Below are 23,555 nucleotides of genomic sequence, written 5' to 3'. Positions count from 1 at the left end.
ACGCGGTGGCGGCGTATCGTGTGCGCATTCCACTGGGGTTGCGACATGACGCGTGCAGGGTTGGGCAGGGCGATGGGACTGGTGATGGCACTGGCGGCGTTGCCGGCGGTGGCCGCGGCATCCGTGCAGCAGGTCAGCCATGGCCGATTCGAGCAGGTGCCGGTGCATCTGCCGGCGGGAGTGCCGCAGCGGGTGGTGATCTGGTTCCACGAAGGTCCCTATGGCGCTGCCAGCCTGGCGCCGATCGAAGCACTGCGTGCCGACGGTGCGCTGGTGGCGGCGGTGGATGTGGCGCACCTGCGGGGCGTGCTTGAACGCGAAGGCGACAGCACCTGTTCGTTCGGTGCTGGCGACGTCGAGAATTTCTCGCGCTGGGTGCAGGCGTTCCTGCACCTGCCGGGATATCACCTGCCGCTGGTCGGCGGCGATGGTGAGGGTGCCGAGCTGGCTTACAGCCTGGCCGCACAGGCCGACACCCAGGTGTTCGCCGGCCTGCTGACCTCCGGCTTCTGTCCCGACCATGCCCACGAACGCATGGTCTGCGGAGACGGCGTCAAGGAGGGGCGGCTGCAACCGGCCGAACTGAACTTTCCCTGGTTGAATGCCATCGGCGATATGGGCTGCAGGGGCCAGGGAGCGGGTCCGTTCGTGCAGCAGGTCGCGATGGCGCGCGGATTCAAGCGCAGCGCCCGCGGCGATGCCACGCCGGGACTGGTGGCTGCCGCGCGGGTGATCGGTGCGCAGGCCGGCATCAGCCTGGCACCGCCGCCGGCGGCGTTGAAGGGCCTGCCCGTGGTGGAAGTCCCCGCGCACGGTGACGGCGATACGCTGGCGATCTTCGTCTCCGGTGATGGCGGCTGGGCGGGACTGGACAAGGACGTGGCCTCGTCGCTGGCCGAACACGGCGTGGCCGTGGTGGGCATCGATTCGCTGCGTTATTTCTGGAGCGAACGCACGCCGGAGGGGTTTGCCGCTGACCTGCAGAAGATCATCGACCACTACCGCCAGCAATGGCGGCGCGACAAGGTGATGCTGATCGGCTTCTCGCAGGGCGCCGACGTGCTGCCGGCCACCATCAACCGGCTCGATGCCGGCAGCCGCGAAGCACTCGAGCGCATCGTGCTGCTCTCCGTGGGGCGGAAGGCCGATTTCGAGTTCCATGTCAGCAACTGGCTGGGCGGTGGCGGCGATGGCCTGCCGATCGCGCCGGAAGTGGCCAGGCTGCCGGCGGCCAAGACCCTGTGCGTCTATGGCGACAAGGATGAGGACGCGCTGTGTCCGGACCTGCCTGCGAACGAGGGCGTGCGCAGGATCCGGTTGCCTGGCGACCACCATTTCGGTGGCGACTACGATCGTCTGGCCGAGGTCATCCTCAAGCGCGGCGCGTAATCAGCACACGCCTGCAGGAGCAGCGCCGGGCCATGCCCGGCGGTCGGGTGGCTCAGCCGCGGCGTGGATCCAGCGAAATCAGGCGGGTGGCGTCCAGCAGGGCTGCCGGCAGGTGCATGCCACCGGGCGCCGCCAGGTAGCGCGGGCGCCACTGCGGATCGAACTTCGACTTGAAGCGGCGCAGGCCACTGAAGCCATAGAAGCGCTCACCATGCCGTGCCAGCAGGCCGGCAAGACGATTCCAGCGGCCCGCCAGGCGATGCTGGGCCAGCCCGGACAGGGGCGCCATGCCCAGCGAGAAACGCGCATGGCCCTGGGCCCGGCCCCACAGGAACAGTTCGATGAACAGGAAATCCATCGTGCCTTTCGGCGCGTCGCTGACGTGCCGCATCAGGTCCACCGACAGCTCGGCACCGGCTGGCGCCTGCCACAGGTTGGCGAAGGCGACGATCCGACCTTCGGCCTCGACCAGCGCGACCGGGAACCGCACCAGGTAATCGGGATCGAAGCTGCCCAGCGAGAATCCTTTCTCGTCACCGGACTTGTCTTCCAGCCAGGCATTGGAGATCGCATGCAGGCGCGGCAGCAGGCTGGGGACCTCTTCCACCGGCGCCACCCGGAACGACAGGCCACTGCGCTTGCCCCGGTTCCATGCCTGGCGCAGGTCGGCGCGTTCGCGGCCTTCCAGACCGAAGTCGTGCAGCGGCACGATCGCTTCCTCGCCCAGCTTGACCAGGCCCAGGCCGAGATCCAGATAGGTCTGCCAGTAGGCTTCGCCCACCTGGTAGAACACCGGGCGCAGGCCGAGGCGGTCGGCTTCCTCACGGAAACGCCAGATCAACGCACGTGCGACCTCCGGCGGGCCGACCGGATCACCCATCGCGATCAACGAGCCGCCGTAGCGCTGCATCATCACGAAGCCCTGCCGGGCATCGTCGCGCAGCACTGCCTTGTCGGCGGTCAGCACCAGGCAGGCCTGGGTGTCGGTGGCGCTGGCCAGCACCGGTGCCAACGCCTGCAGCGTGGCTTCGTCAGCGGCCGGCAGCGGGCTGCGCGTGCTGTGCAGCAGGCGGGCGAGGCCGAACATCACCAGGGCGATGGCTACCACCAGCAGCGCACGCAGCGCACGCGGTGCGTTGCCGGACAGTGCGAACTGCCACCAGAGTTCGTTCTGGTACTCGACATGGCTGTACGTGAAGAACAGCAGCCAGGTGACCGCGACCAGGACCAGCCCCAGGTTGCGCAACCATGGCCACGACCACGCCTCATCCAGCAGCGCACCTTGGCGGTAGAACTCACGGCGTGCGGCCCACAGTGCCATCGCGACCAGTACGGCCGATACCGCGATCAACGGTTGGCCGCCGCGCAGCCACAGCGGCAGCGGCGTGATCACGCAGACCGCCATCGCCAGCATCCACGCGGCGTGGCTGCGCCGGGCCAGGCCCTGGCCGATCAGCAGCAGGGCGACACCGCCAAGACTGCCGATCAGGTGCGATGTTTCCAGGATCGGCAGCGATGCATTGAGCAGGTGGCGACGCGGGGTCGGCAAGGTGCCATCGATGACCAGGGCGGCGCCGATGCTGAAAGCCGCCAGCGCGATGATCTGCGGCAGCCAGGGGCGCAGCGCGTTCCAGCCGGCGCGGGTGGCGCCGGCGCTGGCCCGCAGCGGTCGCCGCAGTGCAGGCGCAAGCGCGAGCACGGTGGCCAGCAGCAGCGGCAGGACGTAGTAGGTGACGCGGTAGATCAGCGCGGCCGCCAGCACCGCCGCCGGTGCCACCTGCGGCAGCAGCTTGAGCAGGCTCCACTCGAACACGCCCAGGCCGGCCGGAACGGTCGAGACCAGGCCTGCCAGCACCGCCACCAGGTACAGGCCGACGAAGCCGGGAAGCCCGGTGGGCGTGGAGTCCGGAAGCAGCACGTAGAACGCTGCGCTGGCCAGCACCAGTTCGATCACGCTGAGCGCGGTGACGCCGAGCATGGTCAGCCGGTCGGGCAGCCACAGGGCGTGGCCGAACACACGGAACTGGCGTCCGCTGCGGCCGACCAGCAGCACCGTGGCCAGATAGGCGAGCAGGGCGGCAATGCCGACCGCGCGCACGGCGCCGGAATCCAACGGCAGCGCCAGCGCCGCCGCTGAGGGTTCCAGGCATAACGCCAGGCCGATCAACAGCCATGCACCGAACATGAAACCGAGCGTGCTCATCAGCACGACCTGGCCGATCTGGGCCAGATCCAGCCCGGCACCGCGATAGCCCCGCAGGCGCACCGCGCCGCCGGTCAAGGCCGCAAAGCCGACGGTCTGGCCCAGGGTGTGGGCGAGAAACGCGGTGATGCCGATGCGCGCGGGATGCACGCGGATGCCGCTGCGTCGCAGGCCGATGGCATCGAAGCCGATCAGGCACGCGTAGCTGGCCAGGCCCAGCGTCACGGTCAGTGCGATCTGCGTTGCGCTGAGTGCATGGAACGCCTGGCGGATGGCGCGGTAGCCATGTTCGTCGAACTCGCCGGCCAGGCCATGCAGGGCCACGGCCAGGATCAGCAGGGGAACGAAGATGGTAAGCAACCGCTTCCAGACCGGGATGGACGGAGCGGTTGCGGGATCGGAAGGGGCGGTCATCGGCGCAAGGGTGCGGCAGGGAGGGCGAGGGCGGTGTCAACGCGGGCGTGGCGCATCGTGCGCCTCTCGAAGGCATTTGAACAGCGGTGGTGCAGGACACCCACCCGCCGCCGGTTTGGAGGACAATGCAGGCCTGATCACCCGCAGGAGCCACGCCCATGATGGAGCGTTACGACGTCGGACCGCGCATGTCCGAAATGACCGTGTACAACAAGGTTGCCTACCTCTCCGGCCAGATTCCGGAGGACACCAGCCAGGACATCACCGGGCAGACCCGGCAGGTGCTGGCCGAGATCGACAAGCTGCTGGCACTGGTGGCCAGTGATCGCCAGCATGTGCTGCGCGCGGAAGTGTTCCTGGCCGACATGGCCGACTTCGACGGCATGAACAAGGCGTGGGACGAATGGGTGGTCGAGGGTGCGACCCCGGCCCGTGCCACGGTCGAAGCCAAGCTGGCACACGCCGAGTGGAAGGTCGAGATCGTGGTGACGGCGGCCGTGCCGTAACGGCGGGAGGGTGTCAGCTCCCTTTCCTGCCGGAAGGGAGCTGGCACCGCTACCGTTCCCGCAGCACGATGCAGTCCACCGGACACGGTGGAATGCACAACTCGCAGCCCGTGCACAGGTCGGCGATCACGGTATGCATGTACTTCGCGCCGCCGACGATCGCGTCCACCGGGCAGGCCTGGATGCACTTGGTGCAGCCGATGCAGTCGGCCTCGACGATCACCGCAACCTGCGGCGCCTTGTGTTCGCCGCGCGTACGATCAAACGGCAGTGCCGGCACACCCAGTACCTGGGCCAGTGCACGCGCGCCCGCATCGCCGCCCGGCGGGCAGCGGTCCACGCCCGCCTCGCCGCGCGCCATCGCCTGCGCATAGGGGCGGCAACCGTCATAGCCGCATTGTCCGCATTGCGTCTGCGGCAACAGTCGGTCCAGGCGTTCGGTCAGCGGCGGAATCAGGCTCATGCGTGGCGAAGGCTGCGCGTATGGATCATTTCAGGGGTTTGCCACGGAACCAACGTTCGTGGGCGAGGGCCAGCATCGGCCGGTCCTCGGCGCTGTCGCCATAAGCGTGGATGCGCGTGTAACGCGACAGATCGAAACGGCGACGGATCTGCTCGACCTTGCGAGGACCGCAATCGCCGCCGTGGTACCGGCCGGTCAGGCGTCCGTCCCGGCTTTCAAGGCGGTTGCAGATCAGTTCAAGACCCAGCGTTTCGCACCAGGGACGCAGGTACAGATCCAGCGAACCGGACACGACCACCACGGTGTGCTGCTGTTCCTTGTGCCAGCGGATCTGTTCCAGCATTTCCGGGCGCACCACCTCGGGCAGGAACTCGCGCGAGAAGCCGGTGGCCAGCGCTGCGATGTCGTCGGCGTGGCGCTCGCTGAAGGTGAGGCGGGTGACGCGGGCGCGGATGCGTTCGGCCGAGATCAGTTTCAGCCGGTACGCCGCCAGCCACGGACCCACCTTCCACCACGCCTGCGCAAGCTGCTCGGCGGTGGCCACGCGGCGCAGGAAGCGGCCATAGGTATCGCAGGTGGTGACGGTATGGTCGAAGTCGAACAGCGCCAGTTCCATTCCGATGCCTCCCGTGGTGCGTCCCGTCGTTGCCGTGACCGGCGGGAGCGGCCGTGGCCGCACCCGCGCAGTGCATCAGCGGACCGGCATGCCCGGCTGCGCGCCGCTGTCGGCGTCCAGCAGCGCCAGCGCGCCACCATCGAAACCTGCCGACAGGATCATGCCTTCACTCAGGCCGAAGCGCATCTTGCGCGGGGCCAGGTTGGCGATGAACACGACGCTGCGGCCGACCAGCGCTTCCGGCTCGCCGTAGCTGGCACGGATGCCGGAGAAGATCTGCCGTTTGCCCAGTTCGCCGGCATCCAGCTCGAAGCGCAGCAGCTTGTCCGAACCCTCCACGAACTCGCACACCAGCACCTTGCCGATGCGCAGGTCGAGCTTGGCGAAGTCGTCGATGCCGATGTAGGCCGGTGCCTCGGCGCTGGCCGTTGCGGCACTGGCCGGCACGGCAGCCGCCGGCTTGGCAGCGTCGGCCTTGGCGGCGGGGGCAGCGGCGGTCGGCTGCAGGGTGTCCTTGGAGGCGTCGATCATGGCGTCAATCTTCTTCGGGTCGATACGGGTGAACAGTGGGGTGTAGTCAGCGATCCGATGGGCCAGCAGCGGCTGCGCCAGGTCGGTCCAGTCGGCCACTGGCGCGGCCAGGAACGCCTCGGCCTGGGCGGCGGTGGAAGGCAGTACCGGCTTCAGTGCGGTGACCAGTACACGGAACAGGTTCAGGCCCTGGCTGCACACGGCCTGCAGCTGCGCGTCGGCGCCTTCCTGCTTGGCGATCACCCACGGCTTGACGTCGTCGATGTAGCGGTTGGCTTCGTCGGCCAGGGTCATGGTCAGGCGGATCGCCGCCGCCGGATCGTTGCGCTCGTAGGCTTCGCGGATCGGCGCCAGGCTGTCGATGAAGCGCTGGTACTGGGCGGCATCGGGCAGCTGCCCGGCGAGCAGGCCGTCGAAACGCTTGCTGATGAAGCCGGCGCAGCGGCTGGCCAGGTTGACGAACTTGCCGACCAGATCAGCGTTGACGCGGGCAACGAAGTCACCCAGGTTCAGGTCGAGGTCGTCGACGCCACCGCCGGACTTGGCCGCGTAGTAGTAGCGCAGCGCTTCCGGTTCCAGTCCTGCATCGAGGAAGGTGCGCGCCATCACGAAGGTGCCGCGCGACTTGCTCATCTTGGCGCCGTCAACGGTCAGATAGCCGTTGACGTGCAGGCGGGTCGGCGCGCGGTGGCCGGTGCCGTGCAGCACCGCCGGCCAGAACAGGCCATGGAAATTGACGATGTCCTTGCCGATGAAGTGGTGCAGCTCGGTGGCGGTGCCGGCGCGCAGGTGGGCTTGGAAATCCTCGCCGAGCGTGCCGCACAGGGTCTGGAAGCTGGACAGGTAGCCGATCGGCGCGTCCAGCCAGACGTAGAAGTACTTGCCCGGATGGCCCGGGATCTGGAAGCCGAAGTACGGCGCGTCACGCGAGATGTCCCACGCGCGCAGGCCGCCATCGGCGTCCAGCCACTCCATCAGCTTGGCTTTCACCCCGGGCAGCGCGACGTCGCCGGCCAGCCATTCGCGCAGGAAGCCCTCGAAGCGGCCGACCTCGAAGAAGAAGTGCTCCGAATCCCGGATCTCGGGCGTAGCGCCGGAGATCACCGATTTCGGCTCCTTCAGATCGGTGGGGCTGTAGGTCGCGCCACAGACTTCGCAGTTGTCGCCGTACTGGTCGGCGCTGCCGCAGTTCGGGCAGATGCCCTTGATGTAGCGGTCCGGCAGGAACATGCCCTTGGCCGGGTCGTAGAACTGGGCCACCGAACGGCGGCTGATGTGGCCGGCCGCTTCCAGCTTCAGGTAGAACGCCTCGGTCAGCGCCTGGTTGGCTGCCGAATTGGTCGAATCGTAGTGATCGAAGGCCACGCCGAATTCGGCGAAATCACGTTCATGGCTGGCCTGGATGCTGGCGATGAAGGCCTCCGGGGTTACCCCGGCCTTCTCGGCTGCGAGCATGATCGGCGTGCCATGGGTGTCATCGGCGCAGACGAACCAGGTCCTGCCGCCGCTCATTCGCCGTGCACGCACCCAGATGTCGGCCTGGATGTAGCCGACCAGATGGCCCAGATGCAGCGGGCCGTTGGCGTAGGGCAGGGCGGTGGTGACGAGCGCGGTACGGGTCATGGTCGCGGGGTGAAGCCGAGGGGAACCGCAGATTATCGCATGCCCGCAACGAGGTGACCCGGCCGGGGCCGGGTCACGGGCATGCACGGACGGGCCGGTGGCTTACTCGCGTACCCAGGTCTGCGCCCGGCAGATGAAGGCGATGCAGCCGGAGACGTCCAGCTTGTTGCCACCCGGCTGCAGTTCCATCTTCGACTTGTAGGTCTTGCCGTTGGCGGGGTCGAGGATGGTGCCGCCGGACCACTTGCTGGCGCCGTCGGCCTTCAGGTTCCAGAGGATGGTCATGCCCTTCACCGGCTTGTTCCTGTTGGCACCCTCACAGCCATCGCAGACCGGGTTCGGACCCTTGTCCGAGTCCAGGATGTCCACCACCTTGCCGGACAGCGTGCCGTTGGCGGCCTGGCTGATCTCGACGATGGACTTCACCTGGCCGGTCTTGTCGTCGATGGTCTTCCAGCGGCCGGCCGCGCCATCGGCGGCCTGCGCCGAGAGCGCCGCCAGGCACAGCGGCAGCGCCAGCAGCAGGGTCTTGAAAGTCTTGCGCATGGTCCCCTCCCAGGGTTCATTCCGGCACGGTGCCGGTACACGCCGACTGTATACCCATTCGGCGGGGTATGGGGAAGGGGGTGCCGGGTCGAGCAGGTGAGTGGGGCCAGATCCTTTCCCGATGGAAAAGGGATCTGACCCCGAGCCATCAGCCGACTTCGTAGAGTTCCAGCGGCAGGCCGTCCGGGTCGGCGAAGAAGGTGAAGCGGCGGCCGGTGTATTCGTCCACGCGGACCGGTTCGCAGTCCACGCCGCAGCTGGCCAGGCGCTGGATGAATGGCTCCAGCGCGGCCACGCGGAAGGCCAGGTGACGCAGGCCCTGTGCCTCCGGGCGGCTGGGCCGGGGCGGTGGTGACGGGAACGAGAACAGTTCCAGCTGGCCGCCATCGGGCAGTGCCAGGTCCAGCTTCCACGAATCGCGCGCGGCACGGTGGTTCTCGGCCAGTACGCGCAGGCCGAGGATGCGCACGTAGAAATCCTTCGAGCGCGCATAGTCGCTGCAGATCAGCGCGGCATGATGGATGCCCAGCAGGGCGGTCGGATCGTCGGTCATTGCAGGATGTCCAGCCAGCGCTGGGCGATCTTCAGCGCCAGCGGATAGGGTTCGGGGTCGTTGCGGTTGCTCAGCACGATCACTGTCAGATGCCGGTCCGGATAGCGCAGGATGACGTTGCGGAAGCCGATGCTTTCGCCGCTGTGCCACTGCATGCGGCCGTTGAGGCGCCAGCCGAAGCCGTAATGCGGTACGTCCGGTTCGGTGGTTGCGGTGGCCGGGCTGAACATGGCCCGCCGCGATGCGGCTGACAGCAGGCGGTCGTCGTACAGTGCGGCATCCCAGCGGGCGAGGTCGTCCAGCGAGGAATAGATGCCACCATCACCCAGCACGGCACTGGTGGTGCTCTGGTCGGTGCGCTGCCAGCGACCGTCGAGCCAGCTGTAGCCGTAGGCCCGCGCAGTGACCGTATCGACGCCGTCCTGGTGGGCGACGGTGTGGGTCATGTGCAGCGGGCCGAAGATCCGCTGCTGCAGGAAGGTGGCGAAATCCTGGCCCGACGCGCGCCCGACGATCAGCGCCAGCAGCGCATAACCGCTGTTGCTGTAGCGGTACGCAGTGCCCGGTGTGAAATCCAGCCGGTCCTCGCGCGCGAGCAGCGCCAGCACGTCCGCGTCGTGCACCTGGCGGCTGTCGGTGGGGTCCATCAGGTCCTCATAGTCGGGCAGACCGCTGGTATGCGACAGCAGGTGACGGAGGGTGACGGAGGAGGCCGCAGTGGGAAGTTCCGGCAGCCAGCGTCGCACTGGCTGGCCCAGGCCCAGGCGGCCCTCTTCCACCAGCAGCAGCACGGCGGCGGCGGTGAACTGCTTGCTCACCGAGGCCAGCCGGAAATTGCTGGCTGCGGTCACCGCGGTGCCATCTTCGACCACCGCCAGGCCGTACCCGCGGCGGAACACCGCCTGCCCGTCGTGCAGCACCAGTACCGCTGCTCCCGGCACCTGGCCATCGTAGGCCTGCATCAGGCCATCGATGCCCGCATCCGGTGGCATCACCGCCGGTGCGGCAGGCGCGGCCTGCGGCAGCAGGGCCAGTACGGCAGCGAACACGACGGTGGCGGGACGCATGAGGGCTCCGTGGCGATCAGGGGGGCGGCGCGGCCCCCGGCGGTTGTGACAGCCATCGTTCCATCTTCCGCTCCAGCACGTCCAGCGGCATCGAGCCGTCCTTCAGCAGTTCGGCATGGAAACGGCGCAGGTCGAATGCCGCACCCTGGCGTGCCTTGGCCTTGTCGCGCAGTGCCAGCAGGGTCGTCAGGCCGGCCACGTTGGACAGCGCCTGCGCGGGCTGGGCCATGATCCGCTCCACTTCGGCATTGGCATCATCGCTGCTCATGTCCACGGTCTTCTGCAGGTAGGCGACGGCCTGCTGCTTGCTCCAGCCCTGGGCATGCACGCCGGTGTCGGCGACCACGCGCGCTGCGCGCAGCAGGCGCGAGGAGAGATAGCCGATGCGGTCGTAGGGATCGGTGTAGACGCCCAGCGTTTCCCCCAGCGTTTCCGAGTACAGGCCCCAGCCTTCGATGAAGGCCAGGTCGCCGCCGGCACGCCGGAAGCGCGGCTGCTTGGCCAGCTCCTGCTGCAGGCCCAGCTGCACGTGGTGGCCGGGAATGCCTTCATGCAGGTACTGCACCGGCACGTTCCAGCGCTTGCGGCTGGGCAGGTCGCGGGTGTTCACATACAGCACCCCGGCCTCGCCGGGCTGTGTCGGCTGGTAGGAGGCCGCGGCCGCGGTGAGCGCACGCTCGGGCTCCACTGCTCGGATGTCCAGGGCAGCCTTTGGCAGCGTGTCGAGCACCTGCGGCAGGCGCGTGGCGACCTGCTGCTGCACCTGGCGGTAGCGGCCGAGCAGCGCGTTGGCGTCGCCATACTGGAACTGGCGATCACTGCGCATGCTGCGCAGAAGCTTGGTCGGCGTGCCGCGCAGCTTCGCATCCTTCATCACTGCGGCGATCTGCGCCTGCAGCTCCTGCACGCGCTGTTCGCCGAGCGCATGCCATTGCGCGGGTGTCTGTTCGCTGGCCGTGGTCTGCACGATCAGGTTGGCGTACCACGCCTGGCCATTGGGCAGGGCGCCCAGACCGCTGCTGGTCCGCGTGGCCGGCAGGTACTCGGTGGCGATGAAGCCGCGCAGTGCGCGGTAGGACGGCATGATGCGCAGTTCGATCATGCGCTTGTACTCGGCACTGATGCGCGCCTTGTCCTCGGCGGAAATCGACTCCGGCATGGTCCGGATCGGCGACCAGAAGATGCTCTCCTCGGCGGTCGGCTTGATCACCGCATCCAGCTGCGGCAGCACTTTTTCCATCAGGTCGCGCGGCTGCACCACACCGGCCTTCATGCCCTGGCGCATGTTGTCGATGGCCTGGTCGAACAGCGCCGGAATGCCCAGCGAGCGGCGCGACCAGGTGTCGTAGTCCTGCACGGTATTGAACGGCTGCGCACCCGCGCCGGCACCGAGAATGGCCATGATGCTGCCGACGTTGTAGTACTGGCTGATCGGCATCATCCAGCTGGGATACGGCTCGGCGGCCAAGGTCGCGCGCGCGTCGCGCACGAAGATCTCGTAGCTCAGCAGGTCCTGGCCCTGCAGGCCGTCGCTGCCGATCTTCTCGACCTTGCCCAGCCACTCCACGGTGAAGTCATGCGACTGCTGGCGCCACGCCGCGGACAGGATGTTCGGCAGCTGGTCGTTGTAGCGGGTTTCGCCCTGGAAGGTCGCCTGCAGCGGGTTCAACCGCATCGACGCATCCCAGTATTCGTCATAGAGGCGCTCCAGCTGGACCGTTTTGGGCACAGTGCGGGCGGCGGCGACCGGGCGCGCGGGGGAGCGGGTGGCGCTGCGTGCCGGTACGGTGGCGCGCGTGCTGGGCCGCGCCTTGGGCTTGGCCGCCGGACGGCTCTGCGTCGCAGCGGGCCGGCTGGCCTTCTTCTTCGCAGCTTCGGCCGACGGAACGGCGCTGAACAGGAACAACGCGGCAATGGCGGCGGCCAGGGCGCGGGTGGAATACGGCATCAGGAGCTTCCGTGGAACACAGACCGTGGAGCTTGCACGATCCGGCCGCGTACGGCCAGCGCGGGGGCGCAGTCAGCTGGCGCCCGCTGGGTCTTCAGTCAGCCGCGGCCGCAGCCCGCAGCGCGGCCGCGCGCTCGACACCCAGGTATCGGGTGATCGCACGGCGCATCAGGTACAGCAGGGGAATCAGGGCGATCGCAAAGCCCATCTTGTAGACGTAGTTGACGCTGCTCACCGCCAGGAACAGCGATGTCGGCCACTGCTGCGGGCCGAGCACGAAAGCGATCCAGATCACCACGAAGCTGTCCACCAGCTGCGAGACCGCGGTGGAACCGGTAGCGCGCAACCAGACGTGGCGCTCGCCGGTGGCCTGCCGGATCCGGTGGAACACGGCCACGTCGATCAGCTGGCCGAGCAGGAAGGCCACCAGCGAACCAGCAATGGTCCACATGCCCTGGCCGAACACCGCTGCGAACGCGGCCTGGTAGTCGGGCACGCCATGGGCGTTCATCGAGGTGACCCACCAGCTGGCCGGCGCCAGCGAGATCGCCGCGAAGGCGAACAGGAAGCCGTAGGCGATCAGCACCACCGCCAACCACGAGATGAAACGCACCCCGCGCTTGCCGAAGAACTCGTTGATGGTGTCGGTCATGATGAACACCACCGGCCACAGCAGTGTGCCGGCGGTGAAGCTCAACGATCCGGTCTGGCCGAACAGGTTCCAGTTCAGCGGGTCGATGCCGAGCGTGTCTTCGAGCGCGAAGATCTTCACTCCGATCAGCTCGGCCAGCACGGCATTGCCGCAGAAGAACGCGGCCAGCACGATGAACAGCAGGACCGCGCGGTCCTGCAGCGGGCGCTCGACCGGCGTCGTGCTCATTCGGTGCGTTCGCCCGCGCGGGTGAACGGCACGCTGGCTGGCGCCACAGCACCACCGGAAATGATGAAGCTCATCGCCTGGTCCACGGTCCAGTCGGTGGGTGTGAGCAGTTCCACCGGCACGATTTCAAGATAGCCGGAGGTCGGGTTCGGCGTGGTCGGCACGTACACCGCTGCCAGTTCGCGGTCGGTACCGTGTTCCTTGATCACCCGCGTGACCAGGCCGACCGACTTCATGTCGCGGTGCGGGAAGTCGATCAGCACGACGCGCTGCGTGCTGCCGGGTTCGGTCTGCAGCATGTCCAGCAGCTTCTTGGCGCTGTCGTAGATGATGCTGGCCAGCGGGATCCGCTTGATCACCGCGCCGATCCAGCGCAGCAGGCGCTGGCCGAGCACGCGGCGGCTGGCCACGCCCACGGCCAGGATCACCAGCAGCGTGGCCAGCAGCGCGATGGTGTTCTGGATCCACTCCGCGCGCACCCAGCCCAGGTAATGCGGGAAGCTGGTCGCGATCTGCTCCGACAGGGGCACCACCAGCGGGCTGGAAATACCCGACAGCAGTACGAACACGAATTTGACCACGACCCAGGTGAGCCAGATCGGCAGCAGGGTCAGCAGGCCGGTCAGGAACAGGCGCTGCAGGGAGGGGCGGGGGACCAGGGAGGGGGCTTCGAGCGACATGGGCGCATTGTAGCGGCCAGTGCTTGCCGATGATGCAGGGGAATGCGGCCGGGATCAGCGTGCGTGCGGCTTCAGCCGCAGGTAGACCTGCTTGCGCACCTGGGCGACCACCTCGCCGCTTTCATCGACCACATCGTTGCTGAACCAGCGCAGCACTTTGCCGCCGCCGGCAGCGTCGGCGCGCAGTTCGTCCAGCAGCGCATCGTCGATGCGGAACGACGTGCGCACGGTGCCGCGCCCCGGCTTGAGGAAGTCGATCGCGCCGGCGCGGTCCCACACGTAGTAGTCGCGGCCGAGGATATGCAGCAGGCCCAGCATCCAGAACGGGTCGGTCATCGCGAACAGGCTGCCACCGAAGTGGGTGCCCACGTAGTTGCGGTTCCAGGGGCGCTGGCGCAGCTCGACGTCGATCTGCCGGTAGTCCGGGCTGACCCGGGTGACGTGGATGCCGGTGAACAGGAAGGGCGGCCACAGGTTGATGCCGAAACGGAACAGGCGGGCGTTCATGTGCATCGCGAGGGCGGAGGGGCGGGCCCCAAGTCTAACCATTCGCATGCGTATGTTGTAGCTGTGCGCGGCGCGGCGCGTGTCACCCTGCGGCGTCGATCACGTAGCCGTCGCGACCATTGGCCTTGGCCTGGTACAGCGCCGCGTCGGCACCTTCCACGAAATGATGGGGTTGCAGCTCGCCATTGGGGATGCGGGTATAGACGCCGATGGTCAGGGTGATGCCGCCGTCATGGCCTTCGCCCGGTGCTGGCAGGGCGCGGATGCTCTGGATGAGGTCTTCGATCACCTGCCGCGCGCCCTCGGCCGGCGTATCCGGCAGCACCAGCGCGAACTCGTCGCCGCCGTAGCGTGCCGCCTTGTCGCGCGGGCGACGCGCGTGCGCGGCGATCTGCCGCGCCACTTCGCGCAGTACGCGATCGCCGACCTGGTGACCGTGACGGTCGTTGTGGTGCTTGAAGTGATCGACGTCGATCAGCGCGAGCGTGAGCGGCTTGCCGCTGCGCCGTGCGGCATCGCATTCCTGCTGCAGCGACTGTTCGAAACGCAGCCGGTTGCCCAGGCCGGTCAGCGCGTCACGGTTGGCCAGCCGGTGCCAGGCCGCGATCCGCCATATCGCCCAGGCCAGCAGCACCAGCACGATGCCCAGCATCGCGCTGGCCGGTGCCCACCACAGGTTGCCGGCGCGCAGCAGCGCCCAGCTCAGCAGCGGGGCCAGCGGCAGCGAACAGAGCGCCGTCAGCCACGGCAGGCGCAGACCGAGGAGGATCACGCACAGCGCCACCAGCAGGCCACCGATGGCGTCCTGGCAGAGCCGTGGCAGGACGTGGATCTGCCTGCCCTGCAGCAGCATCGAGGCGATGTTGGCCTGGTACTCGCTGCCGCTCATCCAGTACTCGCGCGTGGTCGGCGTGAGCAGCCGCGGGGCGATGCCGCTGGCGGTCATGCCGACCACGATGCGTCGCCCGTGCAGCATCGCCATGTCCACGTGGCCCTCGAGCACGTCGGCATAGGACACCTGCGGCAATCGTTCCGGCGGGCCGGCGTAGCGCACCCGCACGTAATCGTCGCGGCGCCACTGATAGGGGGAATCGACCTCCGGCTCGGGGTCGGGCAGGCCGTCGATCGCGCTGGCGGGCAGTCCGGCCAGGGCCAGGCCCAGCGCAGGCCAATGCGGCTGGCCGATGCCGGCGCGCAGGTACACCCCACGGGCGACGCCATCGCCATCCACTTCGACATCGCTGTGGCCGATCGCCGCAGCGCTGGCCGCGATCAGTGGAATGGGCAGCAGCTCCTCGGCCATGCGGTCGCCGGCTGCCGGCGCCGCCAGCACGGGCAGTACGACGTGGCCATTGCGCCGGATCGCGGCGGCCAGGATTTCGTCCTGGCGGCTGTCGCGGCGGTCGGGTTCTGACAGCATCAGGTCCAGTGCGATGCGTTCGGCGCCGGCGTCGGTAAGGCGATCAAGCAGACGCGCATGGACCGAGCGCGGCCATGGCCATTGGCCGATGCGCTGCAGGCTGCCTTCGTCGATGGCGATGATCAGCACGCTGGGGTCGGGTCGATAGTCCCAGCCGCCGACCATCGCGTCGTAGGCCGCTTCATCCTGGCGCCACAGCCACTGGCCATGGCTGGCCACGGCCGTCAGCACACCGGCCAGCACGGCCAGTGCGATCCGTCGGGACCATGGAAGCGGCGAACGCCTCATAACAACAGCCAGAGCAGCAGCGCACCGCCGCCGCCGGCGCCGTAGCACAGGCGGCAGGGCAGCTTGACCTGCTGCGCGGGCGAGAAATCGCCTGCGTGCCCGTCGTCGTCGATGTACTGCACGCGCACGTGCAGGGTGCCGCTCCATGGCCGCTTGAAGCTGACCTGGGGCTGCTCGACGGTTTCATCGAGCATCGGGCTGGCGAAGTCGCCACGACGATCCACCTGCACGCGGTAGCGCTGGCCTTCGCTGCCGGCCTGCCAGCGCAGGGTCAGTTGGCCATGCGCCGCCTCGGGCGGCTGCAGGGCAGGGTCCACCGGTTCGTTGGTCAGCTGCAGTGGCAGCGCTTGTCCATAGCGCCCCTGGTGGCCGTTGTCATCGCGCGAGGCAACGCGCCAGTAGTACTGGCCCGGCGGCAGGGGCTGCGCCAGGCGCAGGTCGGTACCGGTGCTGGCCTGCTCCTGCAGCGGCTGCGTGAACGTCGGTTCTGCAGCGACCTGCAGCACGCTGCTGCTCGCGCCCGGGGCCTGGGTCCAGCGGAACCGGGGGCGATCGCTGTTGACGGTCTGGCCGTGCAGCGGAGAGACGGTCAACGGCGGCGGCGGTTGGTCGCTGAGTTCGAAGTCGGCACTGGCGTCCAGGCCCTCCACGCCCTGTGCGTCGACCGCACGCAGCAGCACACGCAGCTCGCCGGGCGGCAGATCGCCGATCGCCAGTCGCGTGTCGGCGGTGGTGGCGGCGAACAGCAGGATTTCCGGGGTAGCCGCCTGCACCACCTCCACCCGGTAGTGGTCGGCCTCGGCGACCGGGTCCCAGGCCAGCAGGCTCGGCAGGGGGGCCAGTCTCAGCTCATCCTGGCGCAGCGTCGGCGCCGGCAGCAGCGCGGCCACGGCGGCGGGCGCCTTGTCGGCGCTGGCGTTGCGGCTGGCCTGGCCCGGACGGACAAGGCGCTGGCCGTGGGTGTTGGCGACCTGCACCCGTCCTTCCAGCACTTCGGTGGCACCGATCCGGCCGGCATCGCCATCGCCGGCGCTGACGCGGAAGACCGTGCCGCGCACGCTGCTGGTCGCCGTCGGTGCATCGATGATGTAGCGCGATGCCGGGCCGCGTGCCGGGGTGACCCGGTTGCTGGCGCGGCCCTGCTGCAGGCGCAGGCGGGTATCGACCATGCCGGTTCGGCCGTAGCGGCTGAGCTGGTCCAGGCGCAGGCGCGAATACTCGCGCAGCTGCAACCGCGAGGCATCGGCGAATTCGAGGGTGATGCTGGAGTCGCCTTCGGTTTCCACGGTGTCGCCGATGCGCAGCTGCTCTCCGGCCCGCACCGCGCGGGTGGCGCTGCCATCGCCGCCCACCAGCCCGACCTTGCCGCGCACGGACAGGACCCGTGCCGGCGCAGGCTCGGTGCGCAGCCAGCTGATCGGGAAGCGCAGCAGCTGGCCCGGCGGCAGCTGATAGGGATTGGCGATGCGGTTGTGCTGCTGCAGCTGTTGCCAGGGCACGGAAGGCTTCAGGTACAGGCCACCCAGGTCCCAGAGGGTGTCACCGGGACGGACCCGGTAGTTCCAGTCCTGTGCGGCGGCGATGGCCGGCAGCAGCAGGAGGGCACACAGCAGGACACGTTGGAGGCGCGTAATGAAAGGCGAAGTGCGGACGAAGGTCACAGTTTGCAGTCCCGGCAATGCGGAGGCGCAGCAGCAAGACCCAATGGCCCCGACCCTCATCCCCCCGAATGGATCGCGGCGGCCGAACGGCCGCCATCGATCACATTATCGCCCGCGTTCAGTGCAGGGATTCTGAACGGGACAGGCTTCCGTTCAGAACAGCAGCGAGGCCATCTTCCTGCGGTACTGCCCGACCAGGTCCTCGTCGGAGATCACATTGAAGGCGTCGATCAGGGTCCTGCGCGGCAATCCGTCCTCGAAACCGCGGTCGATCCGCAGCATTTCCAGGAACTGGGCCAGGGCCGCCTCGTCCTGGCCCTCCAGCAGCAGCTGCACGCCCCGCAGATGGCGCGCCTTGAGGTCGCTGCCATCGGCGGCGATGCGTGATTCGAGCACCTCGGCGGCCGGGGCGTCCTTGAGTGCGGACGCGAAGGCCAGGCGTGCACGGGCGCGCACGGCGCGGTCGTCGGTGGCCAAGTTGGCCGGCAGGCGGTCGATCAGCGTACCGGCTTCATCCACGCCGCCGATCTGCAGCAGGGCCAGGGCCAGGTCGAGCTTCAGCTCGTCCTTGTCCGGTTCGGCGGCGATCTGCGCGCGCAGCACGTCCACCTGTGCCTGTGGGTCCAGCGGTGCTTCCTCCTCGCTGACCGTATCGCCGACATCAGCGGGGACGATGCCGTGCTGGGCCAGGAACTCGCGCAGCTGGCCCTCCGGGATGGCGCCGGGGAAGCCGTCCACCAGCTGCCCGTCCTTGACCAGGAACACGGTCGGCACCGAGCGGATCTGGAAGGCGGCAGCGATCTGCTGTTCCTTGTCGACATCGACCTTGGCCAGCTCAAAGGCGCCGTTGTACTCGCCGGCCAGCTTTTCCAGCATCGGTCCCAGGGTCTTGCACGGACCGCACCAGGTGGCCCAGAAATCGACCAGCACCGGCGTCTGCAGCGACTTCTGCAGGACTTCGGCCTCGAAGGTCGCAGTGGTGGCGTCGAATACGTAGGTCGTCTCGGTCATGGAGGAGGCATCGCTTGGCATCTGGAGAGGGATTCTATGGTGGCGGAACCTGTCCGTCTCAACCCGGGCCGCTGCAAATGGCCGACAATGCGGCCTTCCTGTTGCCGCTGTCGTGGAGCCTGCATGTCGTCGCCGTCCCCCTTGCTGCGCCTGTCGGGCGTGATCGCCGCACTCGTCTTCGTGGCTGCGGTCATCGGCTTCGGTGCCGGCCTCGACGGCTATGCGCAGGCCCGCCATCCGGTGGCGTTGCTGGGCGCGCAGGGGATGCCGCATGCCCTGGGCTTCAATCTGCTGGGCTTCATGCTGCCGGGCCTGCTGGCGGTGGTGGTGGCCGAATGCCTGCGCCGGCAGCTGCCGGCCACCGCGGGCTGGGCCCCGCGTGTGGGCAGCCAGATGCTGCTGCTGGCCGGCCTGGCGTTCGCCGCCATGGGCGTGCTGCCGCTGGATGTGGATGACCTGCACGGGCTGGCCAGCCAGCTGCATGCCAGCGCCTGGATGGTATGGGTGCTGGGCTTCGTTGCCGGCGCTCTGCTGCTGGGCACGGCGCGCCTGCGCGACACACAGGGTCGGGCATTGGGCGGGGTGGCGCTGGCCTGTGGTGTGGTTGCCGCGTTGGCAGCCTTCGCCCTGCAGGGCGTGCTGCCGGCGCCTCTGTCGCAGCGGCTGGCCTTCGCATGCTGGGCGGTCTGGCTGGCGTTGGCGCTGCCGCTGTCGCGGGCCCGTTGAGACGGTCGCGGGGCCGCCACCGGGCCCACAGCCGTCGGACAGGATTGGAGACGTTTGCCGCACTGCGGTACGCTGTACCGCTTTGCCGCCGCATCCGCGTGTTCCATGACCAGCGCTGAACCCAACGCCTACGACCCGCAGCAGGTTGAATCCGCCGCCCAGCAGTACTGGGACGCCACCCGCGCGTTCGAGGTCGACGAGACTTCCGACAAGCCGAAGTACTACTGCCTGTCGATGCTTCCGTACCCGTCCGGTGCGCTGCACATGGGGCACGTGCGCAATTACACGATCGGTGACGTGATCAGCCGCTACAAGCGCATGACCGGCCACAACGTGCTGCAGCCGATGGGCTGGGACGCGTTCGGCCTGCCGGCGGAAAACGCGGCGATCAAGAACAAGACCGCGCCGGCGGCGTGGACCTACAAGAACATCGACCACATGCGCAGCCAGCTGAAGTCGCTGGGCTATGCCATCGACTGGTCGCGCGAGTTCGCCACCTGCCGCCCGGACTATTACGTCCACGAGCAGCGCATGTTCACCCGTCTGATGCGCAAGGGCCTGGCCTACCGTCGCAACGCGGTGGTGAACTGGGACCCGGTCGACCAGACCGTGCTGGCCAACGAGCAGGTCATCGACGGCCGTGGCTGGCGTTCCGGTGCGCTGGTCGAGAAGCGTGAGATTCCGCAGTGGTTCCTGCGCATTACCGATTACGCCCAGGAGCTGCTGGACGGCCTGGACGAGCTGGACGGCTGGCCGGAATCGGTCAAGACCATGCAGCGCAACTGGATCGGTCGTTCCGAGGGCCTGGAGATCCAGTTCGACGTGCGCGACGTCGATGGCAGCGTGCTGGATCCGCTGCGCGTGTTCACCACCCGCCCGGACACCGTGATGGGCGTGACCTTCGTCTCGATCGCCGCCGAGCACCCGCTGGCGCTGCACGCAGCGAAGAACAATCCGGAACTGGCCGCGCTGCTGTCGGAAATGAAGCAGGGCGGCGTGTCCGAGGCCGAGCTGGAAACCCAGGAAAAGCGCGGCATGGATACCGGCCTGCGCGCCATCCATCCGGTCACCGGCGAGAAGGTGCCGGTTTGGGTCGCCAACTTCGTGCTGATGGGCTATGGCACCGGTGCGGTGATGGCCGTGCCCGGCCATGACCAGCGCGACAACGAAGTGGCCAACAAGTACGGCCTGCCGATCGTGCAGGTCATCGCGCTGAAGGATCCGCGCAATGACGACGAGCGCAATTGGGATGGCGCGCGCTGGCAGGACTGGTACAGCGACAAGAACCGTGCCTTCGAACTGATCAATTCGGCCGAGTTCGACGGGCTGGATTTCCAGGGCGCCTTTGAAGCCCTGGCCGAGCGTTTCGAGCGCAAGGCGCAGGGGCAGCGCCGCGTCAACTACCGCCTGCGCGACTGGGGCGTGAGCCGCCAGCGCTACTGGGGCTGCCCGATTCCGGTGATCTACTGCGCCAAGTGCGGCGCGGTACCGGTGCCGGAAGAGCAGCTGCCGGTGGTGCTGCCGGAGGACGTCGCGTTCTCCGGCACCGGTTCGCCGATCAAGACCGACCCGGAGTGGCGCAAGACCACCTGCCCGGAGTGCGGCGGTGCAGCCGAGCGCGAGACCGATACCTTCGACACCTTCATGGAGTCGAGCTGGTACTACGCGCGCTACACCTCGCCGGGCGCGCGTGATGCCGTGGACAAGCGCGGCAACTACTGGCTGCCGGTGGACCAGTACATCGGTGGCATCGAGCACGCGATCCTGCATCTGATGTACTTCCGCTTCTACCACAAGCTGCTGCGTGACGCGCGGATGGTGGACAGCAACGAACCGGCCCGCAATCTGCTGTGCCAGGGCATGGTGATCGCCGAGACCTATTACCGTCCGAACCCGGACGGTTCCAAGGACTGGATCAATCCCGCCGACGTGGAAGTGCAGCGTGACGAGCGCGGCCGCATCACCGGCGCGACCCTGATCGCCGATGGTCAGCCGGTGGTGGTCGGTGGCACCGAGAAGATGTCCAAGTCGAAGAACAACGGCGTGGACCCGCAGGCGATGGTCGGCAAGTATGGCGCCGACACCGTGCGCCTGTTCTCGATGTTCGCCGCGCCGCCGGAACAGTCGCTGGAGTGGAACGAGGCCGGCGTGGACGGCATGGCCCGCTTCCTGCGCCGCCTGTGGGCCCAGGTGCAGAAGCATGCCGCCGAGGGCACCGCCCCGGCGCTGGACGTGGCCGCGCTGGACGGTGGCCAGAAGGCGCTGCGCCGCAAGACCCACGAGACCATCGGCAAGGTCGGCGACGACTATGGCCGCCGCCACAGCTTCAACACCGCGATCGCTGCGGTGATGGAACTGATGAACGCGCTGGCCAAGTTCGAGGACGGCAGCGAACAGGGCCGCGCGGTGCGCCAGGAAGCACTGCAGGCCATCGTGCTGCTGCTGAATCCGATCACCCCGCATGCCAGCCACGCCCTGTGGCAGGTGCTTGGCCATGGCGAGACGCTGCTGGAGGACCAGCCGTTCCCGCAGGCCGACGCCAGCGCGCTGGTGCGCGACGCGCTGACCCTGGCCGTGCAGGTCAACGGCAAGCTGCGCGGCACCATCGAAGTGGCCGCCGATGCCGCTCGCGAGCAGGTCGAGGCGCTGGCCCTGGCCGAGCCGAATGCAGCGAAGTTCATGGAAGGCCTGACGGTGCGCAAGATCATCATCGTCCCGGGCAAGATCGTGAACATCGTCGCCGCCTGATGTACCCCGCACCGGCCGCCCTCCCGGCGGCCGGTGTTCCAGCAACGCGGGGGGCATGCGGTTGATGGCCCTGCGTTCACGCGGTCTCGGGCACGCTGTCTGTTGCCGTGATCGCCCGGCTCCGCCAGACTGTTCTCCATGACCCGACTCCTGCTTGCCCTCGTTCTTGTCCTCGGCCTTGCCGGCTGTGGCTTCCATCTGCGCAACAAGCTGATGTTGCCGACCGACACCGCGCCGGTGAAGGTGGTCTCCACGGCCCCGTACAGTGAACTGGTCAAGCTGCTCAACCGCAGTCTGCAGGCGTCCGGCGCCAAGCTGGCAAGCGAGGATGGCAACGAACCCAGCACCCAGCTGCAGGTGTTGTCCGAACGCTGGGGCGACCTGCCGATCGCGATCGACTCGCAGGGTCGTGCGCAGGAATACAGCCTGCGCTACGCGGTGATCTTCATCTTCCGTCGCGAGGATGGCAGCGAACTGGTGCCGCAGCAGGTGATCGAACTGTCGCGCGACTACGTGTCGCCGCCCACCGACGCGACCGGTACCACCACCGAGCGCGAGATCCTGGCCGATGAACTGCGCCGGGAAATGTCGGCCTCGATCATCCGCCGCATCGACAGCGTGGTCCGTGCCGAAGTCGCGAAGGGGGGCAGCCTGTCCGCGCCGAAGCCGGTCGATCCTGCGGGTCCGGCCGAGCCGACACCGGCACCGGCCATCAAGCCCTGACCGGGACCGGCATGGAACTGCGTCCGGAGCAGCTGGCCAGCCAGGGCGCTGATACCCCGCTGTCGCCGGTGTACCTGATCGCCGGTCCTGAGACGCTGCGCGTGCTGGAAGCCGCCGACGCGGTCCGTGCGCGGGCGCGCGCCGCCGGCATCGGTGAGCGCGAGGTGTTCGACGCCGATGGTCGCGACTTCGACTGGGGCCAGCTCGACGCCAGCTTCAACGCGCCGAGCCTGTTCAGTGCCCGTCGCCTGGTGGAAGTGCGGTTGCCCAGTGGCAAGCCGGGCAAGGACGGCGCCGAGGTGATCAGCCGGTTCTGCGCCGATCCGGCACCGGACGTCGTGCTGATGATCACCGCCAACGAATGGAGCAAGGCGCACCAGGGCAAGTGGGCTGAAGCGGTGGGCCGGGTCGGCGTGCTGTCGGTGGCCTGGGCGATCAAGCCGCATGAACTGCCCGACTGGATCGAGCGTCGCCTGCGCAGCAAAGGCCTGCGCGCGGATCCGGCCGCAGTGCAGCGCCTGGCCGAGCGCGTGGAAGGCAATCTGCTTGCCGCGGCGCAGGAGATCGACAAGCTGGCGCTGCTGGCCGATGGGCACGCGCTGGACGTGGAACGGATGGAATCGCTGGTGGCCGATGCCGCCCGCTATGACGTATTCCGGCTGGTGGAAGCCACGTTCTCCGGGCAACCGGCGGCGGTGCTGCGCATGCTTGCCGGCCTGCGCGGCGAAGGCGAGGCGGTGGCCGCGCTGATGCCGATCGTGATCCGGGAACTGCTGGCAGGTGCCGGGCTGGCGCGGGTGCAGGCACGCGGTGGCAACCTTGCCGCCGAGATGAAATCGCGCGGCATCTGGGAGTCGCGGCAGGCACCGTACAAGCGTGCGCTGCAGCGGCATCCGGAAGGCAAGCGCTGGGAACGTTTCGTGGCCGAGGCCGGGCTGGTCGACCGCATCGCCAAGGGGCGCGCCGACGGCGACGCCTGGCTGGCGCTGGAGCGCCTGCTGGTGGCCGTGGCCGAGCCGCGCGCTGTGCGGCTGCTGGCCCGGGCCTGATCG

Annotated in this window: 20 protein-coding genes; 6 read left to right on the top strand and 14 right to left on the bottom strand. The window is 68.3% G+C overall.

Translation table 11 applies throughout. The features are described 5' to 3' along the window. Window positions 1-45: 45 nt before the first annotated feature. Window positions 46-1,389 carry a virulence factor family protein gene (locus ACZLIF_RS15150; RefSeq protein WP_241686016.1) on the top strand — a complete coding sequence of 448 codons (1,344 nt, stop codon included), beginning with the start codon at window positions 46-48 and terminating at the stop codon, window positions 1,387-1,389. Window positions 1,390-1,441: 52 nt separating this feature from the next. On the opposite strand, the gene mprF is transcribed toward ACZLIF_RS15150, so the two are convergent. After that, window positions 1,442-4,006, bottom strand: a complete 2,565-nt coding sequence (gene mprF / locus ACZLIF_RS15145) for a bifunctional lysylphosphatidylglycerol flippase/synthetase MprF (RefSeq protein WP_128990315.1) — start codon at window positions 4,004-4,006, stop codon at window positions 1,442-1,444. A 158-nt stretch (window positions 4,007-4,164) separates the two neighbouring features. Between mprF and ACZLIF_RS15140 the strand changes: the two genes are divergently transcribed. After that, a complete protein-coding gene (locus ACZLIF_RS15140; protein ID WP_049426796.1) occupies window positions 4,165-4,512 on the top strand; it encodes a RidA family protein in 348 nt (115 codons plus the stop codon). Between the two features lie 49 nt (window positions 4,513-4,561). Here the strand turns inward: ACZLIF_RS15140 and rnfB are convergent, their stop codons facing one another. From rnfB to trxA, 13 genes are all read right to left on the bottom strand, one after another. Continuing rightward, the gene (gene rnfB, locus ACZLIF_RS15135) at window positions 4,562-4,975 is read right to left on the bottom strand and encodes an Rnf electron transport complex subunit RnfB (RefSeq protein ID WP_080375344.1); all 414 of its coding nucleotides are present in this window, start codon (window positions 4,973-4,975) and stop codon (window positions 4,562-4,564) included. A 25-nt stretch (window positions 4,976-5,000) separates the two neighbouring features. Continuing rightward, window positions 5,001-5,591 (bottom strand): HAD family hydrolase, encoded by a 591-nt coding sequence (locus tag ACZLIF_RS15130; RefSeq protein ID WP_065174860.1) that lies wholly within the window; start codon window positions 5,589-5,591, stop codon window positions 5,001-5,003. 75 nt (window positions 5,592-5,666) lie between these two features. Continuing rightward, window positions 5,667-7,745, bottom strand: a complete 2,079-nt coding sequence (gene metG, locus ACZLIF_RS15125; protein ID WP_128990313.1) for a methionine--tRNA ligase — start codon at window positions 7,743-7,745, stop codon at window positions 5,667-5,669. Window positions 7,746-7,847: 102 nt separating this feature from the next. Further along, window positions 7,848-8,291, bottom strand: a complete 444-nt coding sequence (locus tag ACZLIF_RS15120) for a DUF2147 domain-containing protein (protein WP_128990311.1) — start codon at window positions 8,289-8,291, stop codon at window positions 7,848-7,850. 148 nt (window positions 8,292-8,439) lie between these two features. Then, window positions 8,440-8,844: an SMU1112c/YaeR family gloxylase I-like metalloprotein gene (gene gloA2, locus ACZLIF_RS15115; protein ID WP_053519946.1), complete on the bottom strand. Its 405-nt coding sequence runs from the start codon at window positions 8,842-8,844 to the stop codon at window positions 8,440-8,442. Continuing rightward, window positions 8,841-9,911 (bottom strand): serine hydrolase domain-containing protein, encoded by a 1,071-nt coding sequence (locus tag ACZLIF_RS15110; protein WP_128990309.1) that lies wholly within the window; start codon window positions 9,909-9,911, stop codon window positions 8,841-8,843. The genes gloA2 and ACZLIF_RS15110 overlap by 4 nt, the downstream gene beginning before the upstream one ends. 16 nt (window positions 9,912-9,927) lie before the next feature. Next, window positions 9,928-11,859: a DUF885 domain-containing protein gene (locus tag ACZLIF_RS15105; protein WP_128990307.1), complete on the bottom strand. Its 1,932-nt coding sequence runs from the start codon at window positions 11,857-11,859 to the stop codon at window positions 9,928-9,930. Between the two features lie 94 nt (window positions 11,860-11,953). After that, window positions 11,954-12,739, bottom strand: coding sequence for a queuosine precursor transporter (locus ACZLIF_RS15100; protein ID WP_053520127.1), 786 nt, complete (start codon window positions 12,737-12,739; stop codon window positions 11,954-11,956). Continuing rightward, entirely contained in the window at window positions 12,736-13,419 is a 684-nt protein-coding gene (locus tag ACZLIF_RS15095) for a DUF502 domain-containing protein (protein ID WP_053520126.1), read from the bottom strand. Before ACZLIF_RS15095 ends, ACZLIF_RS15100 begins: the two co-directional genes overlap by 4 nt. 54 nt (window positions 13,420-13,473) lie before the next feature. Then, a complete protein-coding gene (locus ACZLIF_RS15090) occupies window positions 13,474-13,926 on the bottom strand; it encodes a DUF4442 domain-containing protein (protein ID WP_065174907.1) in 453 nt (150 codons plus the stop codon). A gap of 82 nt (window positions 13,927-14,008) precedes the next feature. Next, window positions 14,009-15,634 (bottom strand): CHASE2 domain-containing protein, encoded by a 1,626-nt coding sequence (locus ACZLIF_RS15085; protein ID WP_128990305.1) that lies wholly within the window; start codon window positions 15,632-15,634, stop codon window positions 14,009-14,011. Next, a complete protein-coding gene (locus ACZLIF_RS15080; RefSeq protein ID WP_478462082.1) occupies window positions 15,631-17,295 on the bottom strand; it encodes a FecR family protein in 1,665 nt (554 codons plus the stop codon). The genes ACZLIF_RS15085 and ACZLIF_RS15080 overlap by 4 nt, the downstream gene beginning before the upstream one ends. Before the next feature lie 153 nt (window positions 17,296-17,448). After that, window positions 17,449-18,306 (bottom strand): thioredoxin, encoded by an 858-nt coding sequence (gene trxA, locus ACZLIF_RS15075; protein ID WP_053520124.1) that lies wholly within the window; start codon window positions 18,304-18,306, stop codon window positions 17,449-17,451. 123 nt (window positions 18,307-18,429) lie between these two features. Between trxA and ACZLIF_RS15070 the strand changes: the two genes are divergently transcribed. The 4 genes from ACZLIF_RS15070 to holA all read left to right on the top strand — a co-directional run bounded on the left by ACZLIF_RS15070 (window position 18,430) and on the right by holA (window position 23,552). Further along, window positions 18,430-19,032: a DUF998 domain-containing protein gene (locus ACZLIF_RS15070; protein ID WP_065181828.1), complete on the top strand. Its 603-nt coding sequence runs from the start codon at window positions 18,430-18,432 to the stop codon at window positions 19,030-19,032. Window positions 19,033-19,137: 105 nt separating this feature from the next. Continuing rightward, entirely contained in the window at window positions 19,138-21,780 is a 2,643-nt protein-coding gene (leuS, locus tag ACZLIF_RS15065) for a leucine--tRNA ligase (protein WP_128990303.1), read from the top strand. 138 nt (window positions 21,781-21,918) lie between these two features. Continuing rightward, complete coding sequence (locus ACZLIF_RS15060; RefSeq protein ID WP_128990301.1) at window positions 21,919-22,503, top strand: LPS-assembly lipoprotein LptE; 585 nt, start codon at window positions 21,919-21,921, stop codon at window positions 22,501-22,503. 11 nt (window positions 22,504-22,514) lie between these two features. Further along, window positions 22,515-23,552: a DNA polymerase III subunit delta gene (gene holA, locus ACZLIF_RS15055; RefSeq protein ID WP_053520121.1), complete on the top strand. Its 1,038-nt coding sequence runs from the start codon at window positions 22,515-22,517 to the stop codon at window positions 23,550-23,552. Window positions 23,553-23,555 lie beyond the last annotated feature (3 nt).

The sequence above is a fragment of the Stenotrophomonas sp. 2201_Sma genome (assembly GCF_056486685.1).
The sequence above is the reverse complement of the archived record's forward strand: the minus strand, read 5'-3'. Positions and strand labels throughout refer to the sequence as shown.

Bases quoted from the DNA above. Each gene is read 5' to 3' on its own strand.
- mprF (WP_128990315.1), bottom strand. From the start codon at position 4,006: ATGACCGCCCCTTCCGATCCCGCAACCGCTCCGTCCATCCCGGTCTGG.
- rnfB (WP_080375344.1), bottom strand. From the start codon at position 4,975: ATGAGCCTGATTCCGCCGCTGACCGAACGCCTGGACCGACTGTTGCCG.
- ACZLIF_RS15090 (WP_065174907.1), bottom strand. From the start codon at position 13,926: ATGAACGCCCGCCTGTTCCGTTTCGGCATCAACCTGTGGCCGCCCTTC.
- ACZLIF_RS15070 (WP_065181828.1), top strand. From the start codon at position 18,430: ATGTCGTCGCCGTCCCCCTTGCTGCGCCTGTCGGGCGTGATCGCCGCA.
- ACZLIF_RS15100 (WP_053520127.1), bottom strand. From the start codon at position 12,739: ATGAGCACGACGCCGGTCGAGCGCCCGCTGCAGGACCGCGCGGTCCTG.
- gloA2 (WP_053519946.1), bottom strand. From the start codon at position 8,844: ATGACCGACGATCCGACCGCCCTGCTGGGCATCCATCATGCCGCGCTG.
- ACZLIF_RS15060 (WP_128990301.1), top strand. From the start codon at position 21,919: ATGACCCGACTCCTGCTTGCCCTCGTTCTTGTCCTCGGCCTTGCCGGC.
- ACZLIF_RS15110 (WP_128990309.1), bottom strand. From the start codon at position 9,911: ATGCGTCCCGCCACCGTCGTGTTCGCTGCCGTACTGGCCCTGCTGCCG.
- ACZLIF_RS15120 (WP_128990311.1), bottom strand. From the start codon at position 8,291: ATGCGCAAGACTTTCAAGACCCTGCTGCTGGCGCTGCCGCTGTGCCTG.
- leuS (WP_128990303.1), top strand. From the start codon at position 19,138: ATGACCAGCGCTGAACCCAACGCCTACGACCCGCAGCAGGTTGAATCC.
- ACZLIF_RS15150 (WP_241686016.1), top strand. From the start codon at position 46: ATGACGCGTGCAGGGTTGGGCAGGGCGATGGGACTGGTGATGGCACTG.
- ACZLIF_RS15105 (WP_128990307.1), bottom strand. From the start codon at position 11,859: ATGCCGTATTCCACCCGCGCCCTGGCCGCCGCCATTGCCGCGTTGTTC.
- ACZLIF_RS15140 (WP_049426796.1), top strand. From the start codon at position 4,165: ATGATGGAGCGTTACGACGTCGGACCGCGCATGTCCGAAATGACCGTG.
- ACZLIF_RS15130 (WP_065174860.1), bottom strand. From the start codon at position 5,591: ATGGAACTGGCGCTGTTCGACTTCGACCATACCGTCACCACCTGCGAT.
- holA (WP_053520121.1), top strand. From the start codon at position 22,515: ATGGAACTGCGTCCGGAGCAGCTGGCCAGCCAGGGCGCTGATACCCCG.
- metG (WP_128990313.1), bottom strand. From the start codon at position 7,745: ATGACCCGTACCGCGCTCGTCACCACCGCCCTGCCCTACGCCAACGGC.
- ACZLIF_RS15085 (WP_128990305.1), bottom strand. From the start codon at position 15,634: ATGAGGCGTTCGCCGCTTCCATGGTCCCGACGGATCGCACTGGCCGTG.
- ACZLIF_RS15095 (WP_053520126.1), bottom strand. From the start codon at position 13,419: ATGTCGCTCGAAGCCCCCTCCCTGGTCCCCCGCCCCTCCCTGCAGCGC.
- trxA (WP_053520124.1), bottom strand. From the start codon at position 18,306: ATGACCGAGACGACCTACGTATTCGACGCCACCACTGCGACCTTCGAG.